At 47.5% G+C, this 25,666-nt stretch carries 23 protein-coding genes; 8 read left to right on the top strand and 15 right to left on the bottom strand.

Annotated features, from left to right (window positions below):
* Positions 1 to 64: 64 nt before the first annotated feature.
* The gene (locus tag BM292_RS10955; RefSeq protein ID WP_092858510.1) at positions 65 to 694 is read left to right on the top strand and encodes a MarC family protein; all 630 of its coding nucleotides are present in this window, start codon (positions 65 to 67) and stop codon (positions 692 to 694) included.
* On the opposite strand, the gene tgt is transcribed toward BM292_RS10955, so the two are convergent.
* The 4 genes from tgt to BM292_RS10975 form a co-directional block, all read right to left on the bottom strand.
* Positions 687 to 1,802, bottom strand: a complete 1,116-nt coding sequence (gene tgt / locus BM292_RS10960; protein WP_092858512.1) for a tRNA guanosine(34) transglycosylase Tgt — start codon at positions 1,800 to 1,802, stop codon at positions 687 to 689. The genes BM292_RS10955 and tgt overlap by 8 nt on opposite strands.
* 52 nt (positions 1,803 to 1,854) lie before the next feature.
* Entirely contained in the window at positions 1,855 to 2,901 is a 1,047-nt protein-coding gene (queA, locus tag BM292_RS10965; protein ID WP_092858514.1) for a tRNA preQ1(34) S-adenosylmethionine ribosyltransferase-isomerase QueA, read from the bottom strand.
* A 231-nt stretch (positions 2,902 to 3,132) separates the two neighbouring features.
* Positions 3,133 to 4,401 carry an inorganic phosphate transporter gene (locus tag BM292_RS10970; RefSeq protein ID WP_092858516.1) on the bottom strand — a complete coding sequence of 423 codons (1,269 nt, stop codon included), beginning with the start codon at positions 4,399 to 4,401 and terminating at the stop codon, positions 3,133 to 3,135.
* A 15-nt stretch (positions 4,402 to 4,416) separates the two neighbouring features.
* On the bottom strand, positions 4,417 to 5,097 hold the full coding sequence (locus tag BM292_RS10975) for a TIGR00153 family protein (RefSeq protein WP_092858518.1): 681 nt from the start codon (positions 5,095 to 5,097) through the stop codon (positions 4,417 to 4,419).
* A 167-nt stretch (positions 5,098 to 5,264) separates the two neighbouring features.
* On the opposite strand from BM292_RS10975, the gene BM292_RS10980 reads away from it, so the two are divergent.
* Positions 5,265 to 6,011 (top strand): TerC family protein, encoded by a 747-nt coding sequence (locus BM292_RS10980; RefSeq protein WP_092858520.1) that lies wholly within the window; start codon positions 5,265 to 5,267, stop codon positions 6,009 to 6,011.
* Positions 6,012 to 6,037: 26 nt separating this feature from the next.
* Here the strand turns inward: BM292_RS10980 and BM292_RS10985 are convergent, their stop codons facing one another.
* From BM292_RS10985 to BM292_RS11020, 8 genes are all read right to left on the bottom strand, one after another.
* Entirely contained in the window at positions 6,038 to 6,832 is a 795-nt protein-coding gene (locus tag BM292_RS10985) for a DUF481 domain-containing protein (RefSeq protein WP_245751932.1), read from the bottom strand.
* 90 nt (positions 6,833 to 6,922) lie between these two features.
* Entirely contained in the window at positions 6,923 to 7,987 is a 1,065-nt protein-coding gene (gene fba / locus BM292_RS10990; RefSeq protein ID WP_092858522.1) for a class II fructose-bisphosphate aldolase, read from the bottom strand.
* Positions 7,988 to 8,023: 36 nt separating this feature from the next.
* A complete protein-coding gene (locus tag BM292_RS10995; RefSeq protein ID WP_092858524.1) occupies positions 8,024 to 9,208 on the bottom strand; it encodes a phosphoglycerate kinase in 1,185 nt (394 codons plus the stop codon).
* Between the two features lie 34 nt (positions 9,209 to 9,242).
* A complete protein-coding gene (locus BM292_RS11000) occupies positions 9,243 to 10,268 on the bottom strand; it encodes a glyceraldehyde 3-phosphate dehydrogenase NAD-binding domain-containing protein (RefSeq protein WP_092858526.1) in 1,026 nt (341 codons plus the stop codon).
* The gene (gene tkt / locus BM292_RS11005; RefSeq protein WP_092858528.1) at positions 10,265 to 12,277 is read right to left on the bottom strand and encodes a transketolase; all 2,013 of its coding nucleotides are present in this window, start codon (positions 12,275 to 12,277) and stop codon (positions 10,265 to 10,267) included. The genes BM292_RS11000 and tkt overlap by 4 nt, the downstream gene beginning before the upstream one ends.
* A 78-nt stretch (positions 12,278 to 12,355) precedes the next feature.
* The gene (gene metK / locus BM292_RS11010; protein WP_092858530.1) at positions 12,356 to 13,504 is read right to left on the bottom strand and encodes a methionine adenosyltransferase; all 1,149 of its coding nucleotides are present in this window, start codon (positions 13,502 to 13,504) and stop codon (positions 12,356 to 12,358) included.
* Positions 13,505 to 13,598: 94 nt separating this feature from the next.
* Entirely contained in the window at positions 13,599 to 14,654 is a 1,056-nt protein-coding gene (locus tag BM292_RS11015) for an NAD(P)-dependent alcohol dehydrogenase (RefSeq protein ID WP_092858532.1), read from the bottom strand.
* A 9-nt stretch (positions 14,655 to 14,663) separates the two neighbouring features.
* Positions 14,664 to 16,502, bottom strand: a complete 1,839-nt coding sequence (locus tag BM292_RS11020) for a M1 family metallopeptidase (protein ID WP_092858534.1) — start codon at positions 16,500 to 16,502, stop codon at positions 14,664 to 14,666.
* Positions 16,503 to 16,641: 139 nt separating this feature from the next.
* Between BM292_RS11020 and BM292_RS11025 the strand changes: the two genes are divergently transcribed.
* Genes BM292_RS11025 through ruvX form a run of 4 tightly spaced genes read left to right on the top strand, consistent with a single transcriptional unit; the run spans position 16,642 to position 19,365 of the window.
* Entirely contained in the window at positions 16,642 to 17,379 is a 738-nt protein-coding gene (locus BM292_RS11025) for a 16S rRNA (uracil(1498)-N(3))-methyltransferase (protein WP_092858536.1), read from the top strand.
* Positions 17,380 to 17,404: 25 nt separating this feature from the next.
* A complete protein-coding gene (gene gshB / locus BM292_RS11030) occupies positions 17,405 to 18,352 on the top strand; it encodes a glutathione synthase (protein ID WP_092858538.1) in 948 nt (315 codons plus the stop codon).
* A 39-nt stretch (positions 18,353 to 18,391) separates the two neighbouring features.
* On the top strand, positions 18,392 to 18,958 hold the full coding sequence (locus tag BM292_RS11035) for a YqgE/AlgH family protein (RefSeq protein ID WP_092858540.1): 567 nt from the start codon (positions 18,392 to 18,394) through the stop codon (positions 18,956 to 18,958).
* Positions 18,955 to 19,365 (top strand): Holliday junction resolvase RuvX, encoded by a 411-nt coding sequence (gene ruvX, locus BM292_RS11040; RefSeq protein WP_092858542.1) that lies wholly within the window; start codon positions 18,955 to 18,957, stop codon positions 19,363 to 19,365. Before BM292_RS11035 ends, ruvX begins: the two co-directional genes overlap by 4 nt.
* Here ruvX and BM292_RS11045 read toward each other — a convergent pair.
* Positions 19,362 to 20,747, bottom strand: a complete 1,386-nt coding sequence (locus tag BM292_RS11045; RefSeq protein ID WP_092858544.1) for a PhoH family protein — start codon at positions 20,745 to 20,747, stop codon at positions 19,362 to 19,364. The two genes, ruvX and BM292_RS11045, sit on opposite strands and share 4 nt — an antisense overlap.
* Before the next feature lie 158 nt (positions 20,748 to 20,905).
* On the opposite strand from BM292_RS11045, the gene BM292_RS11050 reads away from it, so the two are divergent.
* Both BM292_RS11050 and BM292_RS11055 read left to right on the top strand, forming a co-directional pair.
* The gene (locus tag BM292_RS11050) at positions 20,906 to 23,584 is read left to right on the top strand and encodes a helicase-related protein (RefSeq protein WP_245751934.1); all 2,679 of its coding nucleotides are present in this window, start codon (positions 20,906 to 20,908) and stop codon (positions 23,582 to 23,584) included.
* Complete coding sequence (locus BM292_RS11055; protein ID WP_092858548.1) at positions 23,581 to 24,237, top strand: pseudouridine synthase; 657 nt, start codon at positions 23,581 to 23,583, stop codon at positions 24,235 to 24,237. Before BM292_RS11050 ends, BM292_RS11055 begins: the two co-directional genes overlap by 4 nt.
* Here the strand turns inward: BM292_RS11055 and djlA are convergent.
* Together djlA and murU are read right to left on the bottom strand one after the other, a co-directional pair.
* A complete protein-coding gene (gene djlA / locus BM292_RS11060; RefSeq protein WP_092858550.1) occupies positions 24,215 to 25,000 on the bottom strand; it encodes a co-chaperone DjlA in 786 nt (261 codons plus the stop codon). The genes BM292_RS11055 and djlA overlap by 23 nt on opposite strands.
* Positions 24,997 to 25,665, bottom strand: a complete 669-nt coding sequence (gene murU, locus BM292_RS11065) for an N-acetylmuramate alpha-1-phosphate uridylyltransferase MurU (RefSeq protein WP_425439084.1) — start codon at positions 25,663 to 25,665, stop codon at positions 24,997 to 24,999. The genes djlA and murU overlap by 4 nt, the downstream gene beginning before the upstream one ends.
* Position 25,666 lies beyond the last annotated feature (1 nt).

Here is a 25,666-nt window from a genome sequence, read left to right on the forward strand (position 1 = left end):
TGCTCATTAGTTTGTACACTATGTGCACTTATATTGTGTCCTTACACTTTGCTCGGAGCTTGTCATGTTGGATACCTTTTTATTTCAGTTCACTTCGCTGTTCACCATGATTAACCCTATTGCAGCGGTTCCAATCTACATTGCGTTAACCGAAGCCATGGCACCAAAAGCTGCGCGTTGGGTTGCGATGCGTGCGGCAATTACGGCTTGTATTGCACTGTGTGTATTCGCACTCGTTGGTGAGGCGATCTTTAGCTTTTTTAATATATCTGTGAACGGTCTACGCGTTGCGGGCGGTATTTTATTCTTTGTGATGGGTTTCGAAATGCTCCGTGGTCGCACCGTACCAAAACGCGTTGATGGTGAAACTGAAAGCGATTTTGGCTCTGACGTCGCAGTGACACCTATCGGTATCCCGATGGTTGCTGGTCCAGGTGCCATCACTATGGTTATCTTGTTTATTCAGGAAAGTCCTGCAACTTCAAATACCATCAGCTTATTCGCTGCAATTATTGCTGTGTGTATTTTAACTGCGTTTGTATTGGCAACTGGGCGTCAGTTAATGGCAAGGCTTGGTCGTAGCGGAAGTAAAATATTGATGCGCTTGATGGGCTTAATTGTGATGTTGATTGCCGTCGAGTTTTTCTTCGCCGGCATCAAGCCATATGTTATCGATATTGCCCGCGCTATTTAAGCGCGGGTACTTCCATGCCGCGTTTCGCATAAAACTCAGCAACATGATCATCTAGCCGATCGGCTTCAATGGCATCACGTAAATCTTGCATAACCTTTTGATAGAAATGCAGGTTGTGAATCGTATTTAAACGTCCACCAAGCATTTCGTTTGAGCGGTCCAAGTGATGTAAATACGCACGCGAGTAGTTTTTACAGGTGTAACAATCGCACTCAGGGTCCAATGGCCCAGTATCAGTACGATGCACGGCATTACGAATTTTAACCACGCCATTACTGACAAACAGATGGCCGTTACGGGCATTTCGGGTAGGCATGACGCAGTCAAACATGTCCACACCGCGACGCACCGCTTCCACCAAATCTTCAGGTTTTCCAACGCCCATTAAATAGCGTGGCTTATCAACCGGCATCTCTGGCGCGATATGATCCAAAATGCGCATCATGTCTTCTTTTGGTTCACCAACTGACAAGCCACCGATAGCATAACCATCAAAACCGATATTAGTCAGACCTTCGAGAGAGATGGTTCGTAACTCTTCGTACATGCCACCTTGAATGATTCCAAACAGCGCCGATGGATTATCACCATGAGCAGCTTTTGAGCGCTCAGCCCAGCGTAACGATAGCTCCATTGAAGAGCGTGCTTCAGCTTGGGTCGCGGGATAAGGTGTGCACTCGTCAAAAATCATGACAATGTCAGAGCCAAGATCACGCTGCACTTCCATTGATTTTTCTGGCGTTAGTAAAATTTTTTCGCCATTAATCGGTGAGCGGAAAGTTGCTCCCTCTTCCGTGATTTTACGAAGTTCGCCGAGGCTAAATACCTGAAAGCCACCTGAATCGGTCAAAATAGGTTTGTCCCAATTCATAAAATCATGCAAATCACCATGCTGCTTAATAATCGAGGTGCCTGGGCGCAGCATTAAGTGGAAGGTGTTGCCTAAACAGATTTGAGCGCCGGTTGCTGCCACTTCTTCTGGCGTCATACCTTTGACGGTACCGGCGGTTCCAACTGGCATAAACGCTGGCGTTTCAACCACACCACGCTCAAAAACCATACGACCACGGCGCGCTTTGCCCGAGGTTTTTAATAATTCAAATTTCATTTTTTCACCGACAAGTTATCACGGAAAAACAGTCCGAGGTGCGTAGTATACCTTAGCGCTCAGTTCGGGTCACAAACATCGCATCACCGTAACTGAAGAAACGGTAGCGTTCTTGTACCGCAGCAGCATACGCAGCTAATACGTGTTCTCGTCCTGCAAACGCCGAAACCAACATAATCAGTGTCGATTCAGGCAGATGGAAGTTGGTAATCATGGCGTCCACGACTTGGAATTCGTAACCCGGATAGATAAAGATATCGGTATCGGAAAAGAACGGCTGTAGTGGTTCACCTTTTTGCTTTGCCGCTTGTGCGGCAGATTCAAGTGAACGGACTGAGGTCGTACCGACTGCAATCACCCGCCCGCCACGGGCACGAGTTGCCTCAATGGCGGCAATAGTCACTTCAGGCACTTCAGCGTATTCGCTGTGCATATGGTGCTCTTCAATGTTATCCACGCGCACCGGTTGAAAAGTTCCTGCGCCAACATGCAACGTAACGTATGCAAATTCAGCACCTTTCTCGCGTAGCTGGTTCAATATGGATTCATCGAAATGCAAGCCTGCAGTCGGCGCTGCCACGGCACCAGGCTTTTTATTGTAAACCGTTTGATAACGTTCGCGGTCGCTGTCTTCATCTGGCCGATCGATATACGGTGGCAATGGCATATGGCCATATTGCTCAAGCACGTTTAATACTGGTTCTTTGGTATTGAATTGCAATTCGAACAAGGCATCTTGGCGGCCGATCATTTCTACTTCGACTGCGCCCTCAAGTATCATTTTCGCGCCAGGTTTCGGTGAGCGATTACTCCGCAAATGTGCAAGCACCCGGTGCTCGTCAATAATCCGCTCGACCAATACTTCGACTTTTCCACCAGAAACTTTCTCACCTAGCATGCGCGCTGGAATAACGCGAGTATCGTTAAAGATCAACAAATCACCGGGGCGAATATGTGCAACGATATTTTTGAAGGTTTCATGTGCGACAGTACCGGTTGTGCCATTGAGGCATAACAATCGGCTAGCGCTACGCTCCGGTTGTGGATAGCGAGCGATCAACTCATCGGGCAATTCGAAACTAAAGTCTTTAACGTTCATGGCGGTTTCATCACAATTTCAATTGGCGCGTACTTTACCGTTTTTGGCTGGTGAAAAAAAGCTCTGCAAATACGTGCATGAGGCTATAGACAAAAAAAAGCGCGCCGAAAGGGGCGCGCTAAAAACGAGATGACAACCGATCAGGGTGACCGGTTGATATATGTACGTTGCTTTATCAAAAACTGGATCAAAAAAAGAGCACCGAAGTACTCTTTTTTATTTCTTCAGTCATTAAGCGCCAAAGGCTGCCTTAATAATGAAGAAGAAAATAATCGACATGATAGCGCCGGCCGGCAATGTCACGACCCATGACACGACGATATTACGCACAACGCCGAGGTTCAACGCGGCAATACCGCGCGCCATACCAACACCCAAGACAGCACCAACTAATGTTTGTGTAGTTGAAATTGGTAAGCCTGTACCAGATGCGATAACAACCGTTGTTGCAGCAGCCAATTCAGCGGCAAAACCACGGCTTGGCGTTAAGTGTGTAATTCCTTTACCGATTGTTGCAATAACGCGACGGCCAAGCATGGCCAAACCGAGCACAATACCAAATGCACCAACCGGGAGAACCCACCATGCTAGTTTTGCTTTTGAAGCGATTTCACCGCCACTTTCGACCACGCTAACAACCGCAGCTAGTGGACCGATCGCATTGGCAACGTCGTTTGAACCATGCGCAAATGCCATGGCACAAGCTGTAACAATCATCAAAATGGCGAATACTTTTTCAACGTTGGTGTAGTGCATGTTTTTGTCGGCAGCTGGATCAAATTTCAAACGCGAAATTAGAATCTTACCTAACACGCCGACAACGACTGCAATACCGATAGCTAGCGAGTATCCTTCGAAACTAGTCAGCTCAATGCCAACATGCTTCAAGCCCTTCTTGATCGTCACCAAAGAGATCATGAAGCCCGTTAAAGCCATATAAAAAGGCACATAACGTTTCGCCATGTTCAACGGGTTTTCGCTATCAAAAATAAGTTTTTGGGCACTCAAGAATACAAAGTAGGCAATAATACCGGCAATCATTGGGGTAATAACCCAACTACCAATAATACCGACAACTGAACTCCAGTTCACCGATTCAACCCCAATACCAACGGCTGAGAAGCCAACAATGGCACCAATGATTGAATGGGTTGTTGATACCGGCCAACCGGCCCAAGAAGCGATTAGCAACCAAGTTCCCGCGGCTAACAAAGAGCCGATCATACCAAATACGAGTAACTCTGGTGTGTCAACGAAATAGGCGGATTCGATAATGCCTTTGCGAATCGTTGAGGTGACTTCGCCACCCGCCAAATACGCACCGGCAAACTCGAAAATCATTGCAACAATAATGGCTTGCTTAATGGTCAAGGCTTTAGAACCGACTGAGGTTCCCATGGCGTTGGCAACGTCATTCGCACCAATACCCCACGCCATAAATAAACCAAATACCGCAGCAAGCACGATCAATGTCATGCTATATGTGCTTAAAATATCCATCTATTTTACCCCGACTTAGACTCGTGCAAGCATGAGCTCAAAACGTGCACCCACGCGCTCGGCTAGGTCGGCTAAATCACCAACCCAATCTAAAATTTGATACAAGAACATGGCATCAAGCGGATTCATATCCTGCTCAAGCGCACGTAACTGGCGACGCAGTTTCACTTGCAACGCATCAGTATCTTGTTCAATTTCGTCCAATTCAGAAATCATTTTATCCACGAGGTTACGCTCGCGACCTTTGAAACCAACCTCAAGCAGGTCATCAAATTCGCCAATGGTCTCTTTCGCTTTATCTGTTGCATCAAGGCAACGCGCCAAATAAGCATCGAAACCTTCAACCATTGAGGTAGGAATTTGCATTTCGCGGCCGGTCATTAGGCCTGAAATGTCTTTGGCTTTGTTCGCAATACGGTCTTGCTGTGATACCAATTCGAGCAAATCAGTGCGCTCAACCGGCATGAACAAACCACCAGGAAGGTTTAAGCGGATTTCTCGTTTTAAATCGTCAGCGGCTTTCTCTTTTTTGACAATTTCTTTTCGGTGGGTTTCAGCTTCTTCCCAGTTACCAGCGTATACTGCTTGGAAGAAAGGTTTTAAAGTCATGGCACAATCGTGCACTTGATCAATATGCTCGATCATCGGTTTGATCGGTGACTTGGCAAATACACCAAGAAACGAATTTGCAGACATAAAAGTTCGCCTTTGTTGCTGCGGAAATATACGTTAATTAAACCTGATTTCAGGTGCGCGAATACTAACGAAGATTCCTAACCTGCGCAAAGAATAATTTAACAGTTGTGCTTAAACAATAACCTAATTATTGTGAATAAGTCACATAACTCATGGAGAGGTATACAATGTTTGAATGGATCATGATGCCTGAAGCATGGTTAGCTTTATTGACGCTAACGCTGCTCGAAATCGTTCTTGGTATCGACAATATCATCTTCATTTCCATACTGGTTGGGCGCTTACCTGAAGCTCAACGTCAAAAAGCACGGCAAGTCGGCCTCATGCTTGCCATGGGCATGCGTATCGCACTACTTCTCGCCATTGTTTGGGTCATGGGTCTCACCAAACCATTATTTACCATACTTGAATTTTCATTTTCTGGGCGAGACCTCATCCTGCTCGGCGGTGGTTTATTCCTACTTGCGAAAAGTACTCTCGAAATACACCACTCACTGGAGGGTGAAGAGAGTCATCAAAAAGCTGGAAAAGCCGCAACTTTTGGCGCAATTATCACGCAAATTGCGGTCATCGATATTGTATTTTCTTTAGATTCGGTGATTACCGCGGTTGGCTTGGTCGAACACGTTAGCGTGATGATTATCGCGGTCATTATTGCCGTTTTGGTCATGCTTGTTGCAGCAAAGTCGATTGGAGATTTCGTCGATGCACATCCAACAATTAAGATGTTGGCCTTAAGCTTCTTAATACTGATTGGCTTTACGCTGGTAGGCGAAGGATTAGGCTTCCACGTTCCGAAGGGCTACGTATATTTCGCTATGGCGTTTAGCTTAGGGGTGGAGTTACTGAACTTACGGATTCGCAAACGTCGCGAACCGATACATTTGAAAAAGCGTATTGGCGACGGACTCTAGTCCGTCGCAATACTAATTTAACTGGCTTAGAAAGAATAAACTAAGGTTACCGCAGTTTCGGTATCGAGTTTTTCTTTCGTCACGTCTTCAAGATATGAGTTATGCGAGCCCGCCACTGAGAATTTCAGCGCAAGAGAGCTATTAACGTTTGCAGAAATAGATACTTCTGCTCGCGTTTTTGTATTCTCTTCACCAACTTCCGTTGACGCTAACGCATTAAACTTCGAGTTTTTCGTAATATCCCAAACAAGGTTACCAGCTAAACGCAAAATTGCGCTGCTTTCTTGTTCTTGTGGAACTCCGCCAACGATTGGCTTATTCACCGAGTAACCAGGACCCACTTCGTAGTCAGCATAAAGTGCTTCGCTGTAACGGTAGCGGGCACCATAACCAACCGCAAAGGTACCTTGGTATTCATAACCACTGAATTTGTCTTCTTCATACGAGCCAAAGACAAACACAGAAGAACGGCTTTCTGGTGCGAACTTATAGTTACTTTGGGCTGACAAGAAGGTCTTGTCGCCGGTCAAAATGGTGTCACCGGTCGCTTGGTCTTGCTGCTCTGAGCGATAGTAATCAATAACGCCTTTGTGTCGCCAATTTTCTACATCACGAGCAAGATTCAGCTTTGCCTTGAAGGTTTCTGTTTCCGTGTTACCTGAGGTAAACAGTAAACCGAGTTCAGCACTGGCATCCCATTCAGTTTTTGTTTCGGTATCTAAGTCACTCACATCGTCGTACATAAAAATACTAGCTGATGCTGGTGAGCTAGCTAAACCAAGAGCGGATACTAAAGTAATTGATAATAGTGTTAAGCGCACGTGACCCCCAAGTCCATCTTTAAATTTCAAATTTCCTGCGAAACCTTACGCCACAGTATACAGAATAAGGTTTCGCTCGCTAAGAGAGAATTAATTCACTTTAGCGTCTAATTCGCCCCGTTCATAGCGCTTGAACATTTCTTCAAGCGATACAGGCTTAATTTTGCTCGCTTGACCGGCACAACCAAATGCTTCATAACGCGCCTTACAAATTTCGTACATGGCATCGGTTGATGCTTTTAAGTATTTACGCGGATCGAAGTTGCTGGTGTTTTGCGCTAAGTGACGACGGATCGCACCCGTTGAGGCTAAACGTAAATCGGTATCGATATTTACTTTACGCACACCATGTTTAATACCTTCGGCAATTTGCTCTACCGGCACGCCATAAGTTTCTGGGATTTCACCGCCGAACTCGTTGATAACCTTGAGCCATTCTTGCGGCACCGAAGATGAACCATGCATAACCAAATGCGTGTTTGGAATACGCTTATGGATTTCTTTAATGCGATCAATCGCTAAAATATCACCTGTTGGTGGACGCGAGAATTTGTATGCGCCGTGTGAAGTACCACAAGCAATCGCCAGCGCATCAACATTCGTTGCACGCACAAACTGTGCTGCTTCTTCTGGATCGGTCAGCAATTGGTCATGAGTTAGCTTGCCTTCTGCACCAACACCATCTTCTTCGCCAGCTTCGCCAGTTTCAAGTGAACCTAGTACACCAATTTCACCTTCTACAGAAACGCCACAAGCATGCGCCATTGCTACTGCTTGCTGGGTGACTTTCACATTGTAGTCATAGTCTGCTGGTGTTTTACCGTCTTCTTTTAACGAGCCATCCATCATCACTGAGCTAAAGCCAAGCTGGATTGAACGCTGACAAATCGCTGGTGAAGTGCCGTGATCTTGGTGCATCACAACCGGAATATGTGGCCACTCTTCAATGGCAGCCAAAATTAAGTGGCGCAAAAACGGGGCGCCAGCGTAGGTGCGTGCACCTGCAGATGCCTGCACAATCACCGGACTATCAGTGGCGTCCGCGGCTTCCATGATAGCGCGCATTTGCTCAAGATTATTCACGTTAAAAGCTGGTACGCCGTAGTTATTTTCAGCTGCGTGATCAAGCAACTGACGTAATGAAATCAATGCCATATTCTATTCTCCTAATTTCCTATTTGGTTTGGCGTATTAGCCATTTAACGCGCGTTCTTCCAGAATCGCGACAGCAGGTAACTTCTTACCTTCTAAAAACTCTAAAAATGCACCGCCGCCGGTTGAGATATAACTGATTTTATCAGCGATACCGTACTTATCAATTGCTGCAAGCGTATCACCGCCGCCAGCAATCGAGAACGCCTTACTGTTTGCAATGGCATGCGCTAACACTTTCGTACCTTCACCGAACTGGTCAAATTCAAATACGCCCACCGGTCCATTCCAAACAATAGTACCGGCCTGTTCAAGAATCTTGGCAAACGCTGCCGCAGTATCTGGGCCTATATCAAAAACCATGTCGTCAGTGGTAATTGTATCAACCGCTTTGATCTCAGCTTCTGCGTCTGCACTAAATTCTTTGCCGGTAACAACGTCAGTGGGTAGTGGAATATCGCCACCTTTTGCTTGCGCGGCTGCGACAAGGCGTTTTGCCTCATCGATTAAATCTTCTTCGTACAACGACTTACCCACGTTGTGCCCTGCTGCAGCAATGAAGGTGTTGGCAATACCACCGCCAACAATGAGTTGGTCAACCACGCTTGATAACGATTCTAACACCGTCAACTTGGTTGAGACCTTGGAGCCACCGACAATGGCAACCAACGGACGAGCCGGGTTCGCCAGAGCTTTACCCAGTGCATCAAGTTCTGCAGCCAGCAATGGGCCAGCACAGGCAACATCGGCAAATTTAGCTACGCCATGAGTGGACGCTTGTGCACGATGCGCGGTACCGAAAGCATCCATCACAAATACATCACACAATGCCGCCAGTTTTTGTGCCAGCGCGTCATCGTTTTTCTTCTCGCCTTTATTAAAGCGAATATTCTCAAACACCACCACTTCGTTGGTGCTCACTTCGATACCATCAAGGTAATCTGTTGCGAGACGCACCGGAACATCTAGCGCATCGTTTAGGTAATCGACAACAGGTTGCAGCGAAAACTCAGCAGCATAAACGCCCTCTTCAGGACGTCCCAAATGAGACATCACCATAACTTTCGCGCCAGCATCTAATGCGGCTTGAATAGTCGGCATTGCTGCACGCAAACGCGCATCAGAGGCAACCTTGCCATCTTTAATGGGTACGTTTAAATCTTCGCGAATGAGAACTCGTAATCCTTCAAGGTCTAAATCCGCCATGGTAATTACAGCTGACATATCTTTGCCTCGTTTATTAAATTCAAATTATTCGTTACTTCTGCGCCAGCATAACTTGCGCAGTATCCAACATGCGGTTGGCAAATCCCCATTCGTTATCACACCAGCACAGCACTTTAATCAACCGTTTGTCGGCGACGCGTGTTTGTGTGCCATCAACAATGCTCGAACGCGGATCGTGGTTGAAATCGATTGATACCAAAGGTTCTTCAACAAACCCTAAGATATTCGCCATGGGACCGCGCGCCGCATCAGCTAATACTTCGTTGACGCGGGCCACAGTCACTGCGGTATTCACCGTTACGCTGAGGTCCATTGCGGTCACATTGGTGGTGGGTACACGCACTTGTATGGCTTCAAAGCGCCCCGCAAATTTCGGTAAAATTCGCTCAATCCCGCGCGCTAAACGCGTATCCACAGGAATAATTGATCGTCCTGCGGCGCGAGCTAATCGTGGATCAGTGTGATAAGCATCGATGACTTGCTGGTCATGCATTGCCGCATGAATCGTAGTAATCGCACCGCTATCAATACCGAAAGCGTCGTCTAGTACTTTGATGACAGGAACGATACAGTTCGTGGTGCAACTGCCATTTGAAACCCATTTATGGCGTGGTTTGAGATCTTTCGTATTCACACCAAAAATAGCCGTGAAGTCTAATTCGGCACTCCCGGGTTGCGAAAACAACACCCTTGGCACACCCACTTGCTCGTATGCGGCACCGTGATCCGGATCGCCATGAACACCCGTGCAGTCGAGCACTAAATCAAGCGCCATATCGTGCCAGTTCAAGTTCTGGATTTCGCTTTCAGCTGACACCACAATACTGTCGCCTGCCACTTCTAGATGATGTTCATCGCGAACTGCCACAGGGCTTTGAAATCGCCCATGACTGGTATCGTACTTCAACAAATGAGCCATTGCTTCAACCGGCGCTAATTCATTAATGGCTACCACCTCTACATGCTGGCGATACCCACGCTCGTAGAGTGAGCGCAGAACACTACGCCCAATACGACCAAAGCCATTAATAGCAATACGCGCCGGTTTTACACTCATACGTTTAGAAGTTCCTGTGCAGTCGCAATAACGTTTTCGGTTGTGAAGCCAAAGTGTTTGAACAAGTCACCTGCCGGCGCTGATTCACCAAAACTAGTCATACCAACAATACGACCATTTAAGCCAACGTATTTGTACCAGTAATCAGCAATTCCAGCCTCAACCGCGATGCGCTTGGTCACATTGCTCGGTAACACCTGCTCACGATAAGCCGCATCTTGTTGCTCAAAGACATCCGTTGCCGGCATTGAAACGACACGTACTTGATGCCCTGACGCTTGTAACGACTTCGCGGCACTCACAGCTAGCGCAACTTCTGAGCCAGTCGCAATGAAGATAAGTTCTGGCGTTTGCTCACAATCAAGCAACACATAACCACCGCGCTCGATATTTTTCAGTTGCTCACTATCGCGCTGCTGTTGCGCCAAGTTTTGACGACTGAAAATCAGCGACGTTGGCCCATTTTTGCGTGTTAAGGCATATTTCCATGCCACCGCTGATTCCACTTGGTCACATGGGCGCCACGTGCTCATATTCGGAGTCAGGCGCAAACTCGCAATTTGCTCAACCGGCTGATGGGTTGGTCCGTCTTCACCCAGACCGATTGAATCGTGGGTATAGACAAATATACTTTGCTGTTTCATCAATGCTGCCATACGCACGGCGTTGCGCGCATATTCCATGAACATTAAGAAGGTTGCGCCATACGGGGTAAAACCACCATGCAATGCAATACCGTTCATAATCGCCGACATACCGAACTCACGCACGCCGTAGAACACATAGTTACCATTGGCGTCATCTTTACTAACACCCTTGGAACCACTCCATAATGTTAAATTGGAACCGGCTAAATCTGCAGAACCGCCTAGCAGTTCTGGCAATAACGGGCCATAGGTGTTCAATGCGTTTTGCGATGCTTTACGGCTTGCGATATCCGCTGGCTCTGCTTGCAATTTGGCAATGTAGGCGTCGGCTTGAGCAACGAAATCCGCCGGCAAGTCGCCAGCTAAACGACGCTTTAATTCAGCCGCTAGTTCTGGGAACTCTTGCGCATAGGCATCAAAGCGTTGTTGCCATTCGGTTTCAGCCGCAGCGCCAGCTTCTTTTGCCGACCATGCTGAATAGACATCTTGCGGAATTTCAAACGGGTCATGTTGCCAGCCTAACTGCTGACGCGCTGCAGCAATTTCATCAGCGCCTAATGGTGCACCGTGACAACTTTCTGTGCCTTGTTTGTTCGGTGCGCCAAAGCCGATAATGGTTTTGCAGATAATCAGTGTTGGCTTGTCGGTTTGCGCACGGGCAGCTTCCACGGCAACTTTCACCGCATCTGCGTCGTGGCCATCTACATCGGCAATCACATGCCAGTTATAGGCTTCAAAACGCTTCACCGTATCATCAGTAAACCAGCCTTCAACCTCACCATCAATGGAGATGCCGTTGTCATCGTAAAATGCGATTAGCTTACCAAGCCCCAGTGTTCCAGCAAGCGAACAGGCTTCGTGAGAAATACCTTCCATTAAACAACCATCACCAAGGAAGGTGTAGGTATAGTGGTTGACCACGTCGTGACCTGGGCGATTAAACTGTGCCGCTAACGTTTTCTCTGCAAGTGCCATACCCACTGCGTTGGTCACGCCTTGGCCAAGTGGCCCAGTGGTGGTTTCAATACCAGGCGCATAACCATACTCTGGATGGCCTGGCGTTTTTGAGTGCAATTGACGAAAGTTTTTCAACTCGTCGAGGCTCAAATCGTAACCGGTGAGGTGCAATAGTGAATAAATCAGCATAGAACCGTGACCATTTGATAACACAAAACGGTCACGATCCGCCCAGTTCGGGTTAGCAGGATTATGTTTTAAGAAATCGCGCCACAGTACTTCGGCGATATCCGCCATGCCCATAGGCGCGCCTGGATGCCCAGAATTCGCTTGCTGCACGGCATCCATGCTTAACGCACGAATCGCATTGGCTAGGTATTTTCGCTCAGTTACTGCTGTTGTCATAACAAACCCCGAAGTTTAGCGTAAGAAAATTGCACAAATGGTGCGCGTATTCTCCACAATTCGGGGCTTTGACGCAAATTAGATATCAGCGCGAAGAGCTTCAGCTTTGTCAGTTTTTTCCCACGGGAACTCATCACGGCCAAAATGACCATAAGCTGCTGTCGGCTGATAAATTGGGCGTTCAAGGTCGAGCATTTGAATTAAGCCATAAGGGCGCAAATCAAAATGCTTACGAACCAGTGCGATCAATTTTTCTTCGCTGTGCTCGCTGGTACCAAAAGTCTCGATGCTGATCGACGTTGGCTCAGCAACACCAATGGCGTATGAAACTTGAATTTCTAGGCGCTCAGCTAAACCGGCAGCAACCAAGTTTTTCGCAACATAACGCGCAGCGTATGCCGCACTGCGATCAACTTTCGACGGATCTTTACCAGAGAATGCACCACCACCGTGACGTGCCATACCACCATAAGTATCAACGATGATTTTACGCCCAGTTAAGCCGCAATCGCCCATTGGTCCACCAATCACGAATTTACCGGTTGGATTGATAAAGATTCGATCTTGGCTTTTAGGGAACCACTCTTCAGGTAGCACTGGCTTGATAATGGTTTCAATCACTGCTTCACGCAGATCTTTCTGACTAATATCTTGATGATGCTGAGTCGATAGAACCACAGCATCAATACCTACTGGACGCCCGTCTTCATAAATGAACGTTAACTGCGATTTCGCATCAGGACGCAACCATGGCAAGGTACCGTTCTTGCGAACTTCCGCTTGGCGTTGCACGAGGCGATGCGCATAGGTGATTGGTGCCGGCATCAACACGTCAGTTTCATTCGAGGCATAACCAAACATTAAACCTTGGTCACCAGCGCCTTGCTCTTCTAACGAACCACGGTCAACACCTTGATTGATATCTGGCGATTGCTTACCAATGGCGTTTAATACCGCACACGAGTCGGCATCGAAACCCATATCAGAGTGCACATAACCAATATCACGAACCGTGTTGCGGGTAATTTCTTCGATATCGACCCAAGCGTTGGTATTAATTTCGCCACCGACCAGAACCATACCGGTTTTCACGTAGGTTTCACAGGCCACGCGCGCACGCGGGTCTTGGGTCAGAATCGCATCGAGTACCGCATCAGAAATTTGGTCGGCAATTTTGTCTGGATGACCTTCTGATACAGATTCAGAAGTGAATAAATGCTGTGCCATGCTTTGCAATCTCTAATCAAAGTTGGAAAGAAAAAAGTGGGCGTAGTTTAACTGAACCACACCCACTTTTCTACATTTAGACGTCTAAAAGTCTTTATTTCTGTTTTAATGTCGCCATATCAATCACAAAGCGATATTTCACATCGCTTTTGAGCATTCGCTCGTAGGCTTCATTAATGTCATCCATAGCAATCATTTCAATATCTGAAGTGATGCCATGTTCCGCACAGAAATCCAGCATTTCCTGGGTCTCGGCGATACCACCGATTAATGAACCTGCTAAACTGCGACGTTTCGCGATTAAGTTATAAACCGCAGGAGACGGATGTGATTCGGCTGGCACTCCAACCAACGTCATGGTGCCATTTAAACGCAGTAACGTCAGATAGGCATCAAGATCGTGCGGCGCCGCAACGGTGTTGAGAATGAAATCAAGACTGTTACGCCATGCCTTCATTTGCTCTTCGTCTTTTGAAATCACCACGTGGTCAGCGCCGAGACGTTTCGCATCGTCGACTTTACTTGGCGATGTCGTGAACAAGATCACTTCGGCTCCCATCGCCTTGGCTAGCTTGACCGCCATGTGGCCAAGACCACCTAAACCAACAACGCCAACTTTGTGGCCTTCACGAACACCCCAATGACGAAGTGGTGAATAGGTTGTGATACCAGCGCACAGAAGTGGCGCTACACCCGCGAGATCAAGCTTGTCTGATACTTTCAGAACGAAATCTTGGTCGACGGTAATGCGATTCGAGTAGCCACCGAAGGTGACACCACCTGAATGTTTATCTTCACCGTTGTAGGTTCCGACGAAACCGTTGTCGCAATATTGTTCATATCCTTCTTCGCAGTTCGCGCAGGTACGACATGAATCGACCATACAACCAACGCCGACGGTGTCACCGACTTTATATTTCGTTACTTTGCTGCCGACGCGAGTGACTTTGCCAACAATTTCGTGACCCGGTACACATGGGAACACCGTACCACCCCACTCATTTCGAGCTTGGTGCAAATCAGAGTGACAAACGCCGCAGTAGGCAATCTCTATTTCAACATCGTTCGCAGTTGGGTCGCGACGCTCAAATTCGAAATATTCAAGAGGCTTATCGGCTGCTTGAGCCGCAAATCCTAGTGCTTTTGGCATGTTTACTCCTTAGTTTTCACCGTACAACAATGCTTCATTCACGGTTTGGGTTAATGGGTGATAGCCTGGTTTTGCTTGTTCATAGACTTCTCGCGCCCATTTTAAGTTTTCTGGGGTCTTCGCCAGCTCTCGATATAACGGGCTGACTAATTTATTACGACCAATCGACAGCAAGTAACTACGCAATCTTTCACGTGCTGGTTCATATTTTTTCACGATCGCTAATTTTAACCAGGCGTGTGCAATTTCACTGTTCTGACTTTGAGTAAGACTGAACTCACGATCAAGGCGAGCCATGTTGTTCGCAGAAATATCCAGCGGCAAGTTATTAATAAAATACAGCCACTCATGGGTGGTCCACTCGTCAGTTTGTAACTGGCCACCTTTTAACCAGCGTTGCATTTGTTGCTCGACTCGATTAAACGCATCAGACGTTGGCTTTGGCGCATCTTCTGGCAATCCGGGCTCATGCAACCATTCATTAATTTTGCTCAATGCAACCGTGTTTGGTTTTTTATCCAATAACTCACGTTTTAAATACGCTTCAAATTGCGCAGTTGAAATACTCTGAAACGCAAAATCATCAAAGTACTGGCGTAAGAACTTATCGAACAGGTCACGACCAAACTTTTGTTCCAAATAAACTAGGAATAACTGCCCTTTCACATATGGCACCTGCGAAAACACATCATCTGGATGGCGCATACCTAAATCGATATTTAAAATCGTATCTTTCGGCGGCAAACGCTCCAATTCACCCATCAGGTCTTGGTAGCCCAGCGCTAATTCCATATTGGCGCGGCGTTCACCAAATAAGGCTTCCATAATTCGGTTTTCAACGTAGCTGGTGAAGCCTTCATTAATCCAAAGGTCACGCCAGCTCGCATTGGTAACAAGATTTCCTGACCAACTATGCGCAAGCTCATGCGCAATCAAATTTACGAGGCTACGATCACCCGCCACAACTGTTGGGGTAATAAAAGATAACCGTGGATTTTCCATACCTCCGAAAGGGAAGCTCGGCGGCAGGATCAACAAATCATAGCGATCCCAGCGATATGGTCCATACATGGCCTCGGTGGCTTCAATCATTGCCGGCGTATCGGCAAACTCCCAAGCCGCATCATCCAAAATGTATTTTTCCGCAAACACTGCGACATTATCGCTTATCGATTTAATCGCTAAATCGCCAGCAGCAATGGCTATCAAATATGGCGGAATGGGCTGCGGCATGGTGAATTCGTAGGTGCCCGGACGCTCGTCACTCAAACTGTTGTCCGCACTCATCACCGCCAACAAGCCAGCTGGGGTGTTAATCGTTGCGTTATAGGTTAACCGTAGCGCAGGGCTATCTTGAATCGGAATCCAACTACGCGAATGAATTGGCTGTGATTGACTGAACATAAACGGATGCTGTTTGCCTGCTGTTTGTTCAGGTGTTAACCACTGCAGACCACTGGCGCTTGGCGCAGTTTCATAATGAATGCGCACATGTTTGGCGACGCTACCAATATCAATAATTAATTCTCGGCCAAGGCTTGGATGCACATCACCCAAAGTAAATTTGGTGGGCTGCCACTGTTCATTCACCAGCAACTCCGCACGCTCAATCGTTAAATCACTCGTATCAAGGTAAAGCTGTGTGGTTTGGTCATGGCGAGCTAGGGTGTATGTCGCATAGCCTTTCAATTTACGAGCTTCAAAATCAACCGCCAAGTTGAGATCAAGGTGCGGGGTTGATACTTGGTTTAAACGTGCGTAACTGTGCACATCTTCGGCCTTAACAGGGCTTATCGCCATCATCGTTACGGTCATACTCAACATCATTATGAATCGTGACAGATACATGTAATTCATCTCCTTGGTCATCACACTCTGGCCATGATCAGTCGGATGTCTGACAAAATCAAATTTTTTCAAGCTGTCAAACTCAGCGCTGAATGATAAGATGCAAGCTACTTTGAATACTCAAAAGGGTTCACCTTTCATGCGAATTCCACGCATCTATCAAGCAACCGCTAACCCATGGGTTGTCGGCGCACAGATTGAACTTGAGGCCGATGCAGCGAATCACGTTGGCCGGGTGCTGCGCATGTCCGCTGGGCAACAACTTGAACTTTTTAATGGTGACGGTAGTAACTATGCTGCAACCATTACTGAGGCTACAAAGCGCGCAGTACAAGTCAAAATTGACGCTGTGACAACCAACGTATCCGAATCGGCGGTGCACATTCACCTCGCTCAAGGAATATCGCGTGGTGATCGTATGGATTTTGTTTTACAAAAATCAGTGGAGTTAGGTGTTGCTGAGATTACACCTCTGTTCACCGAACGCTGTGGTGTTAAGCTAAGCGGTGAACGGTTGTTGAAAAAACAACAGCAATGGCAAAAAATAGTGATTGCCGCGTGTGAACAAAGTGGCCGAAGTCGGGTTCCAATGGTTCACACGCCTGTGTCATTTAGCCAGTGGTTACAGCAACTACCGAGTGGATTACGCCTGACACTAGACCCGTACGCGCAAAAACCATTGCGAGACCTTGCCGAGCAACCTCAACAGCTCACCCTTTTTATAGGCCCTGAAGGCGGCCTGAGTGAGCAAGAAGTTGTCAGTGCCAGTGAGCATGGCTTCCTGCCGGTGCGGTTGGGGCCGCGTATTTTACGAACTGAAACAGCGGCACTAACGGCGCTAAGTATTATTCAATATCAATTTGGCGACTTAGCTTAACGCTTAGCTTAACGAAGGAATTTTCATGAAACTTGCGATGATTATGGACCCGATTGAATCGGTAAAGACCTACAAAGACACAAGTTTTCGTTTACTGCTTGAGGCTCAGGCGCGTGATTACGAAATCTATTATCTCACCATGAATGATTTATCGCTCATAGAAGGTGAGCCAATGGGCAATGCTCGTTCAGTACAAGTGGTCGACCAAGCAACAGACTTTTTCGCACTTGGCGAACCAACGGAAATGAATTTAGGTAGCTTTGACGTTATTTTGATGCGCAAAGATCCGCCGTTTGATACCGAGTTTGTTTACGCAACGTATTTACTTGAGCTTGCTGAGCGCCGTGGTGCATTGGTTGTCAACAAACCACAGAGCTTGCGTGATTGTAACGAGAAACTGTTCACTGCATGGTTCGCAGATTTAACGCCGCCAACCATTGTGACCCGTCGTGCCGAGCAAATTCGCGCATTTCATGAGCAACACCGCGATATTATTTTAAAACCACTCGATGGTATGGGAGGAGCGTCAATCTTCCGTGTTCGCGATGACGGTACCAATTTAGGCGTCATTATCGAAACGTTGACACGGCATGGTCAGCAGTTCGCTATGGTACAAAGATATCTACCAGAAATTACCGACGGCGATAAGCGCATCTTGATTATTGATGGTGAACCGATGCCTTACGCGTTGGCGCGCATCCCTTCTGCCGGCGAAACGCGTGGTAACTTGGCTGCCGGTGGTAGCGGTCGTCCGCAACCGTTGAGCGAATCAGATTGGGCGCTGGCGCGCCAAGTCGGTCCCGAATTAAAACGCCGTGGCTTAACCATTGTTGGCTTAGATGTTATTGGTGACCGGATTACTGAAATTAATGTGACAAGCCCTACTTGTATGCGCGAAATTGAGGCCGCATATGACATAAACATCGCAGCCAAAGTATTCGAAGCAATTGAGCGTCAACTAGGCTTGTGCTGAACATCCGCAAAATAAAGCTGTATTGGAGTTGTTGATCAGATGGAAACCTTACAAAGCCTGCAAAATCATTTTCTGATTGCCATGCCAAGCATGGACGATCCTTATTTTGCCCGCACCGTTACATACATTTGTGAACACAACGCGGAAGGGGCTATGGGGCTCATCATTAATCAACCCGTCGAGCTAAGCGTTGAAGATTTGCTTGAAAAACTCGAGATAGTTATTCCTGAACATGGTCAGCGGTTAGATGGCCCAGTATTTTCAGGTGGTCCACTGGCGCGTGATCGTGGTTTTGTTTTGCACTCCGCTGAACAAAGTTGGCGTAGCTCCGTTAAATTAAGTGACGATGTTGTGATTACCACCTCAAAAGATATCTTAGAGGCGATGGGCAAAGGCATCATGCCAAGTGACTACTTACTTACACTGGGTTATGCGGGCTGGGAAGCAGGCCAGTTGGAACGTGAACTAGCGGAAAATAGTTGGCTGACCATTCCAGCGGATAAAGATATTTTGTTCCATACCCCAAGCAAGGAACGCTGGCAGAAAGCGGTTAAAAAATTAGGCATTCAAACCTGGCAACTCGGTCCTGATGTGGGGCATGCATGAGCCAAGTTCTTGGTTTTGACTTTGGTACCCACAGTATTGGCGTGGCGGTAGGCCAAACGATTACCGGAACCGCCTCACCGCTCGCCGCGCTCAAAGCAAAAGATGGCCAACCCAACTGGGAAATCGTCGAAAAGCTGATGAAGGAATGGCAACCCGAGTTTTTAGTGGTCGGGTTGCCGCTCAATATGGACGGTACCGAACAACCGCTCACTGACTTAGCGCGCAAGTTTGCCAATAGATTACACGGTCGATTCGGGATTCAAGTAATTTTACAAGATGAGCGCCTAACCACAGTTGCGGCCAAAGAAACCTTGTTTGGTCGCGGCGGCTACAAACAATTGCAAAAGGGCAAAGTTGATAGCGCCGCCGCTCAATTAATATTGGAAGATTACTTTAACCAACATTAAAGGTTTTCTTCTGCGTACTGCGCCAGCGAACTACGCACCACACCATTGAGATTCACCGTGGCACTGCCCGGATAATCTTTAAATCGCTCCACAATATAAGTTAAGCCCGACGTGACTGCAGTCAAATAATAGCTATCAATCTGCGCCAAGTTACCCGAGCAAATAATTTTCGTGCCGGTACCGCAACGCGTAATAATCGTTTTCAGTTGTGAAGCCGTTAAGTTTTGTGACTCGTCGAGTAAAACAATCGCATTCTGAATGCTCCGGCCGCGCATAAAGTTCAGCGATTTAAACTGAATGTTAGCCTTGTTCATAATGTAATTTAGGCTCGACTCCATGCTTTCATCGTGTTTATGCAATACTTCCAATGAATCGGTAATTGCAGCTAGCCATGGCGCCATTTTCTCTTCTTCAGTGCCTGGCAAGTAACCTATTGATTCGGCTATTTCAGGCGTATTACGTGTAACAATAATTTTCTCGTAAATGCCCTGCTCAACCACAAGTTCAAGCGCCGACGCTAACGCTAATAAGGTTTTCCCGCTGCCGGCTGGACCGGTCAAAATCACTAAATCGATGGCTGGGTCTAACAACGCATTCATCGCCATTGCTTGGTAAATATTCTTTGGCTGAATGCCCCAAGCTCGGTAACTCATCATGCGCTCGAAACCAATATCATGAAGGCGAACGTGTTCGGAATCATAGCCAACAACTTTGGCAGCAAAATGCTCTGTTTGATCGATTATATATTGGTTGCGAAATACCGTTGGTAGCACGTCACGTTCTACTTCGTGAAAGGTTTCACGGCCTTCTTGAGCACTAGTAACTTCGCCTACGTGCTCCCAAAAATCACCCTCAACTTCAACGAAACCTTTCGATAAGAATCGGATGTCATCGATCAACTGGTCGGTACGATAATCCTCAACGTGTTTGACGCCGGCACCCTTGGCTTTCAAACGCATATTGATGTCTTTCGTGACCAACACAACTTTGGTGTCTTGGTGTTGCTTTTGAATCGCTAACGCCGACTGAATAATTCGGTGGTCATTTTCAGACAGGTTTAATACCGCATCTTGCTGTTTTAATTGATAGTCGGGAAATATCGATAATGTTCCTTCCGCATGATGGGCGCCCTGCATGTTACTCAACGGTACGCCAGCGAGGATTTCTTCAGGTGTCGCATCTTTTAGTGCGTTTTCGAGTGAGCGAATCGCCGTTCGAGCCTCACGACTCACGTCTTTGTGGCGGTCTTTAATGTTATCGAGTTCTTCTAACACCACCATGGGGATAACAACGTGGTGTTCGTCAAAATTCAAAAATGCGAGGGGTTCGTGGAGCAGAATGTTGGTATCAAGCAGATAATACTTTGGGACGGTTTCAGTCATAATGGACCTCAAGCTACGTTGATATTTTAGTGATTGTGTTAACGTGCCTTTCATTTCTAAGACTAGCCCAACTTTTATGAAAATGGTGTGAATATTGAAATAATTTTCGCTACCATGTGCGCCCTTTTTATCGACTATGCTGTATAGGTCTTTTATTCATGGTAGCGAACGCAACATCAATGCAATTTATTCCTGGTCAACGCTGGCTCAGCGAAACCGAAATGGAACAAGGCTTGGGCATGGTAAGCCAGCTTCAAGGGCGCATGGTGACGGTCCTGTTTCCTGTCACCGGAGAGTTTCGTCACTATGCCATGAATGAAGCACCGCTTGCGCGTTATCGCTTGCTGGTTGATGAACAAGGCCACCACGGCGATGGCTGGTCGTTTCGTGTAACCCAAGTGGATGAGCAAAATGGTTTGCTAACTTACCATGGCATTCGAGAAGGCGATGAATCAGCTGTAGTTGTCCCAGAAGCACAGCTTGCAGCGCAGGTTGCGACCAACCACCCACTAACGCGTATTCTCGCCGGCAAGGTCGATCGATTAGATATGTATCAGTTGCGCCAACAGGCACAACAACATTTGCAAGATTGGCAACGTAGCCCCGCGGTTGGATTGATTGGCGCCCGTGCTGATCTGCTCCCGCATCAATTGTATGTAGCGGCACAAGTTGCTGATCGGCATCACCCACGGGTATTGCTTGCTGACGAAGTTGGCTTGGGTAAAACCATTGAGGCAGGCTTGATTCTGCAACGACGTTTATTAACTGGTCGCAGTGAACGCGTCTTAATTGTGGTACCTGATAGCCTCGCGCATCAGTGGTTAGTTGAGCTTCTGCGACGTTTTAACTTAGGTTTTAGCCTATTTGATGAAGAGCGATGTGAACAAGCAGCGCTTGATGGTGATGCAATTTTTGCGAGTGAACAACTTGCGCTGATTCCCCAGTCGTTACTTTCACACCCAGTCTGGTCCGGTGAACTGTTCGAAGTAAGTTGGGACTTACTTATTGTCGACGAAGCGCACCAAATGGCGCCATCAGAGCCGCGCTTTCAGTTGCTACAGAAACTTACGCAACATACTCCAAGTGTACTTTTATTAACCGCAACACCGGAGCAAGCGGGATTAGCAGCACATTTTGCTCGCCTGCAACTCTTAGACCCTGACCGGTTTAATGATTTTGATGCATTTATTGAAGAACAAGAAGGCTACCAAGCCTTGGTGCCTAAAGCAGAAGAGTTTGCAGCTCGCGGTGATGTGCAAGCGCTCGATGAATTACTCGATAGTTACGGCACCGGTCGAGTTATGTTTCGTAATAGCCGTCGACACATTGGCGGCTTTCCAACACGTCACTTAGAAGTTGAAGAACTCGAAGCAGGAGATTCACTGCTGACCCGCTTTGAATGGCTGGTGCAGTTGTTGAAAGCGCACAAGCAAGAAAAGTTCGTGCTGATTTGTCGCAGCACTGAGTTGGTTCTCGCACTGCATGAAATGCTTCGTGTACAACAAGGCATCCACGCTGCAGTTTTTCATGAAGGTCTGAGTTTGGTTGAGCGCGACCGCGCAGCAGCATACTTCGCCAGCCCTGAGGATGGCTGCCAGTTACTCTTGTGTTCAGAAATTGGCAGTGAGGGACGTAACTTTCAATTTGCTCAGCATTTAGTTCTTTTCGATTTACCGCGGCATCCTGACTTACTCGAACAACGTATTGGTCGACTGGATCGCCTTGGTCAACAAGCTGATATCTACATCCATGTGCCGGTTGTTGCGAATACACCGGAGCAAATTCTATTTGCTTGGTACGAAGCAATGCAGGCCTTCACACAAACCAATGCTATAGGTGCAATGCTGTATCAGCACTTCGCGCCAGCAATTGAACAATTGATAGATAGCCAAGCGAACGGTGATTTGGATACCGAGCTATTTGCTTCAGCCATGCAAGAAACCCGCGCGATGGCTGCCGACATGCGTGTTGCAGCAGACGCAGGCCGAGACCGCTTACAGGAGCTCAACGCGTTCCGACCGCATCAAATAGACCAACTGACAAGCGCTATTGAGGCACTGCAGAAACCTGTAGAACTGGAACGGTTCATGTTGTCGTTCTGGGACCGTTTTGGGCTTGAATTTGACCGTTTAAACGACCATAGCGGTTGGTTATATCCTACCGAACATATGCGTATCCCGCTGGCAGGATTGCCAGAGGAAGGTTTGACCGTCACCTTTTCGCGTAGCTATGCACTAGCGCATGAAGACGTGACATTTCTAAGTTGGGATCATCCCTTGGTTCAGCAAGCGCTTGAACTCTTAACTCGGGATACCTTTGGTAGTACCGCTGTCGCACTTCTTCAAAACCGAGCGCTAACAGCTGGTGCATGGTTCATTGAACTGCATTTTAGTAGTGTTGTTTTGGCTCCCAAACAACTCGCAGTGCAAGAGTTCTACCCACATCATAGCTTCCGAGTTCTGTTGGATGGGCAAGGACGTGATTTAACTCCGAAAGTAGCACCCGGTGTACTCGATAAGCAGCTCCAGTTTTTGGACAAGAAGCAAGCCAGATTGTTATTAAAACAGCTTCGTGCAGAATGCCAGCAAGCCATTCAAACCGCCTGGAAACCTGCTGAAGCGTTGCAACAGAAAGCGCTGACACAAGCAAGCGAACAAGTTAAAGCAACGTTGAACCATGAACTCAACCGATTATTAAAGCTAAAGCAATCGAACCCGTTGGTTCGTGACAGCGAGGTGGAAGCATTGAATCAACGTCGCGATGCGCTCATTGAAGCATTTAAACAACCGCTGCTACAGCTTGATTCAGTTCGCATCATGGTGAATATGCCGACATGACCTTGTTTCACTATGCGCCGCCAATAACGCCCTACTTGAATATTATCTACAGTGATAACGACGTTGTTGTCATTAATAAACCAAGTGGGCTGCTTAGCGTTCCTGGCAAAGCGATTGAACATCGCGACTCGACTTGGTTTCGACTTGAGCGCAGTTGCCCAAATATCCGCGTTATCCACCGTTTGGATATGGCAACCTCTGGATTGTTGGTCTTTGCTCGAAATAAAGTCGCACAGGCCTCTCTACAGCGCCAATTTGAACGCCGTACTGTCGCGAAACGCTATCGCGCTATGGTGTGGGGGAATTTGCCGGCGCAGCGCGGCGCAATTGAGTTGCCCTTACGTTGCGACTGGCCGAATCGCCCGCGGCAAATGGTTGATTTAGTACTGGGTAAACCGGCTCTTACTTTTTATCAGGTGATCGGTCACCACAGTCATGGCGATATCGTTGGACTGACCCCATATACCGGTCGCTCACATCAGTTACGTGTTCACATGCAAGCACTTGGCACACCTATTTTGGGCGATAAATTCTACGCTTCTGCCGAGGGGTATGCGGCAGCAGAGCGGCTTCTGCTGCACGCCGAACATCTTGCTTTTGACCATCCTTCAAGCGGTGAGCGACTGGTGTTTAATTGCCCTGCTGAGTTTTAATTAACTCATAAGCCGCTTGAATTTGTTGTGCTTTCGCCCGTGCTGACTCCCGCATTTCCGGCGGTAATCCTTGTGCCGCAAGTTTATCAGGGTGGTGTTTGTTCATCAGTTTGCGATAAGCCTTTTTCACCTCAGCAAAACTTGCTGAGCGACTAACACCTAACACGGCATAAGCATCATCGAGCTGATTCGCAGTTGTTTGCTGGCTATATTGACGTGACCGACCGCCGGTTCCAAAACGCTGTCCTGCTTGCGCCATCTGTAGCAAAATATCAAGTTGCGCACGACGGAACCCCAGCGCTTGCGTGACCTTAAGTAAAACATCATATTCAGCTTGCTCAAGTTGCCCATCATGCAGCGCGATAGTTAATAGCTGCTCGAGAAAGAATTGCAACAAGTCGCGTCGCCAAGCCAACTGAGCTCGCAACTGCTCAACGCGCTGAGTTAGCGGGAAATCGGCTTGCTTACCTTGGCGAAAACTCTCTTGAGCATTTGCGCGAGCCGCCTCTGACAACTGTAAATGGTCCATTAGGCGCGTCACGTAATCAATATCTTGCTCAGTCACCCGACCTTTTGATTTTGCTAAATGGCCAAGAACCGCAAATAAGGTGCTAACAAATTGCTGCGGTTGCGCGCTGTTTTGCTGCATGGCGCGAGTCAACGATTTATCAAACCAGTGACCAATCATCAGCCCCAATAACAGGCCAATAAATCGCGCAAATAAAAAGCCAAAAAAGCCACCGAGAATTTTACCCCAAATCATGGGAGCTCCTGTAATTGTGCTAAACGTTCAGGCGTGCCAACATCGGTCCACGCTGCGGTAATAACCGATGCGGCAATCTGCATGTTGGCGATACCGCGGTCGAGTAGCGGCCGTAAACGAACAAATTGTTCGCTACCTGGTTGATACGATTCAAATAACTGCGGTGAGAACAGCCCCATGCCAGTATAGGTGTAGCTTGGGAGGCTCTCTTCCGCGCATTGTAACATGCCCTGGCGCACACCAAAGTCACCGCCAGCATTGTGAGCGGGATTATCTACTAATAGCAAATGAGCATGAACGCCTTCAGATAGTTCGCGCGGTAGCTCGCTAAAGTCTAGCGAGGTAAAAATGTCACCGTTAATTAACCAAAATGGCTGATCGCCAAGCTTTGGTAATGCTCGAATAATACCGCCAGCTGTTTCAAGCCCGCCTGCAGGCTCGGCTGAATAGATGATCTGTAAACCGAACCTTGCGCCATCACCTAGCACTTGCTGGAATTGCTCACCGAGCCAAGCATGATTGATCACAACTTGCTTGACACCTTGCTGCGCAAGTTTTTCTATATGGAACTCAATCAGCGGTTTCCCATACACCGTCAGTAAAGGCTTTGGGGTAGTGTCAGTAAGTGGACGCATGCGTTCACCTCGCCCCGCTGCAAGAATCATG

The sequence above is a fragment of the Pseudidiomarina tainanensis genome (genome assembly GCF_900115255.1).
GTDB lineage: Bacteria > Pseudomonadota > Gammaproteobacteria > Enterobacterales > Alteromonadaceae > Pseudidiomarina > Pseudidiomarina tainanensis.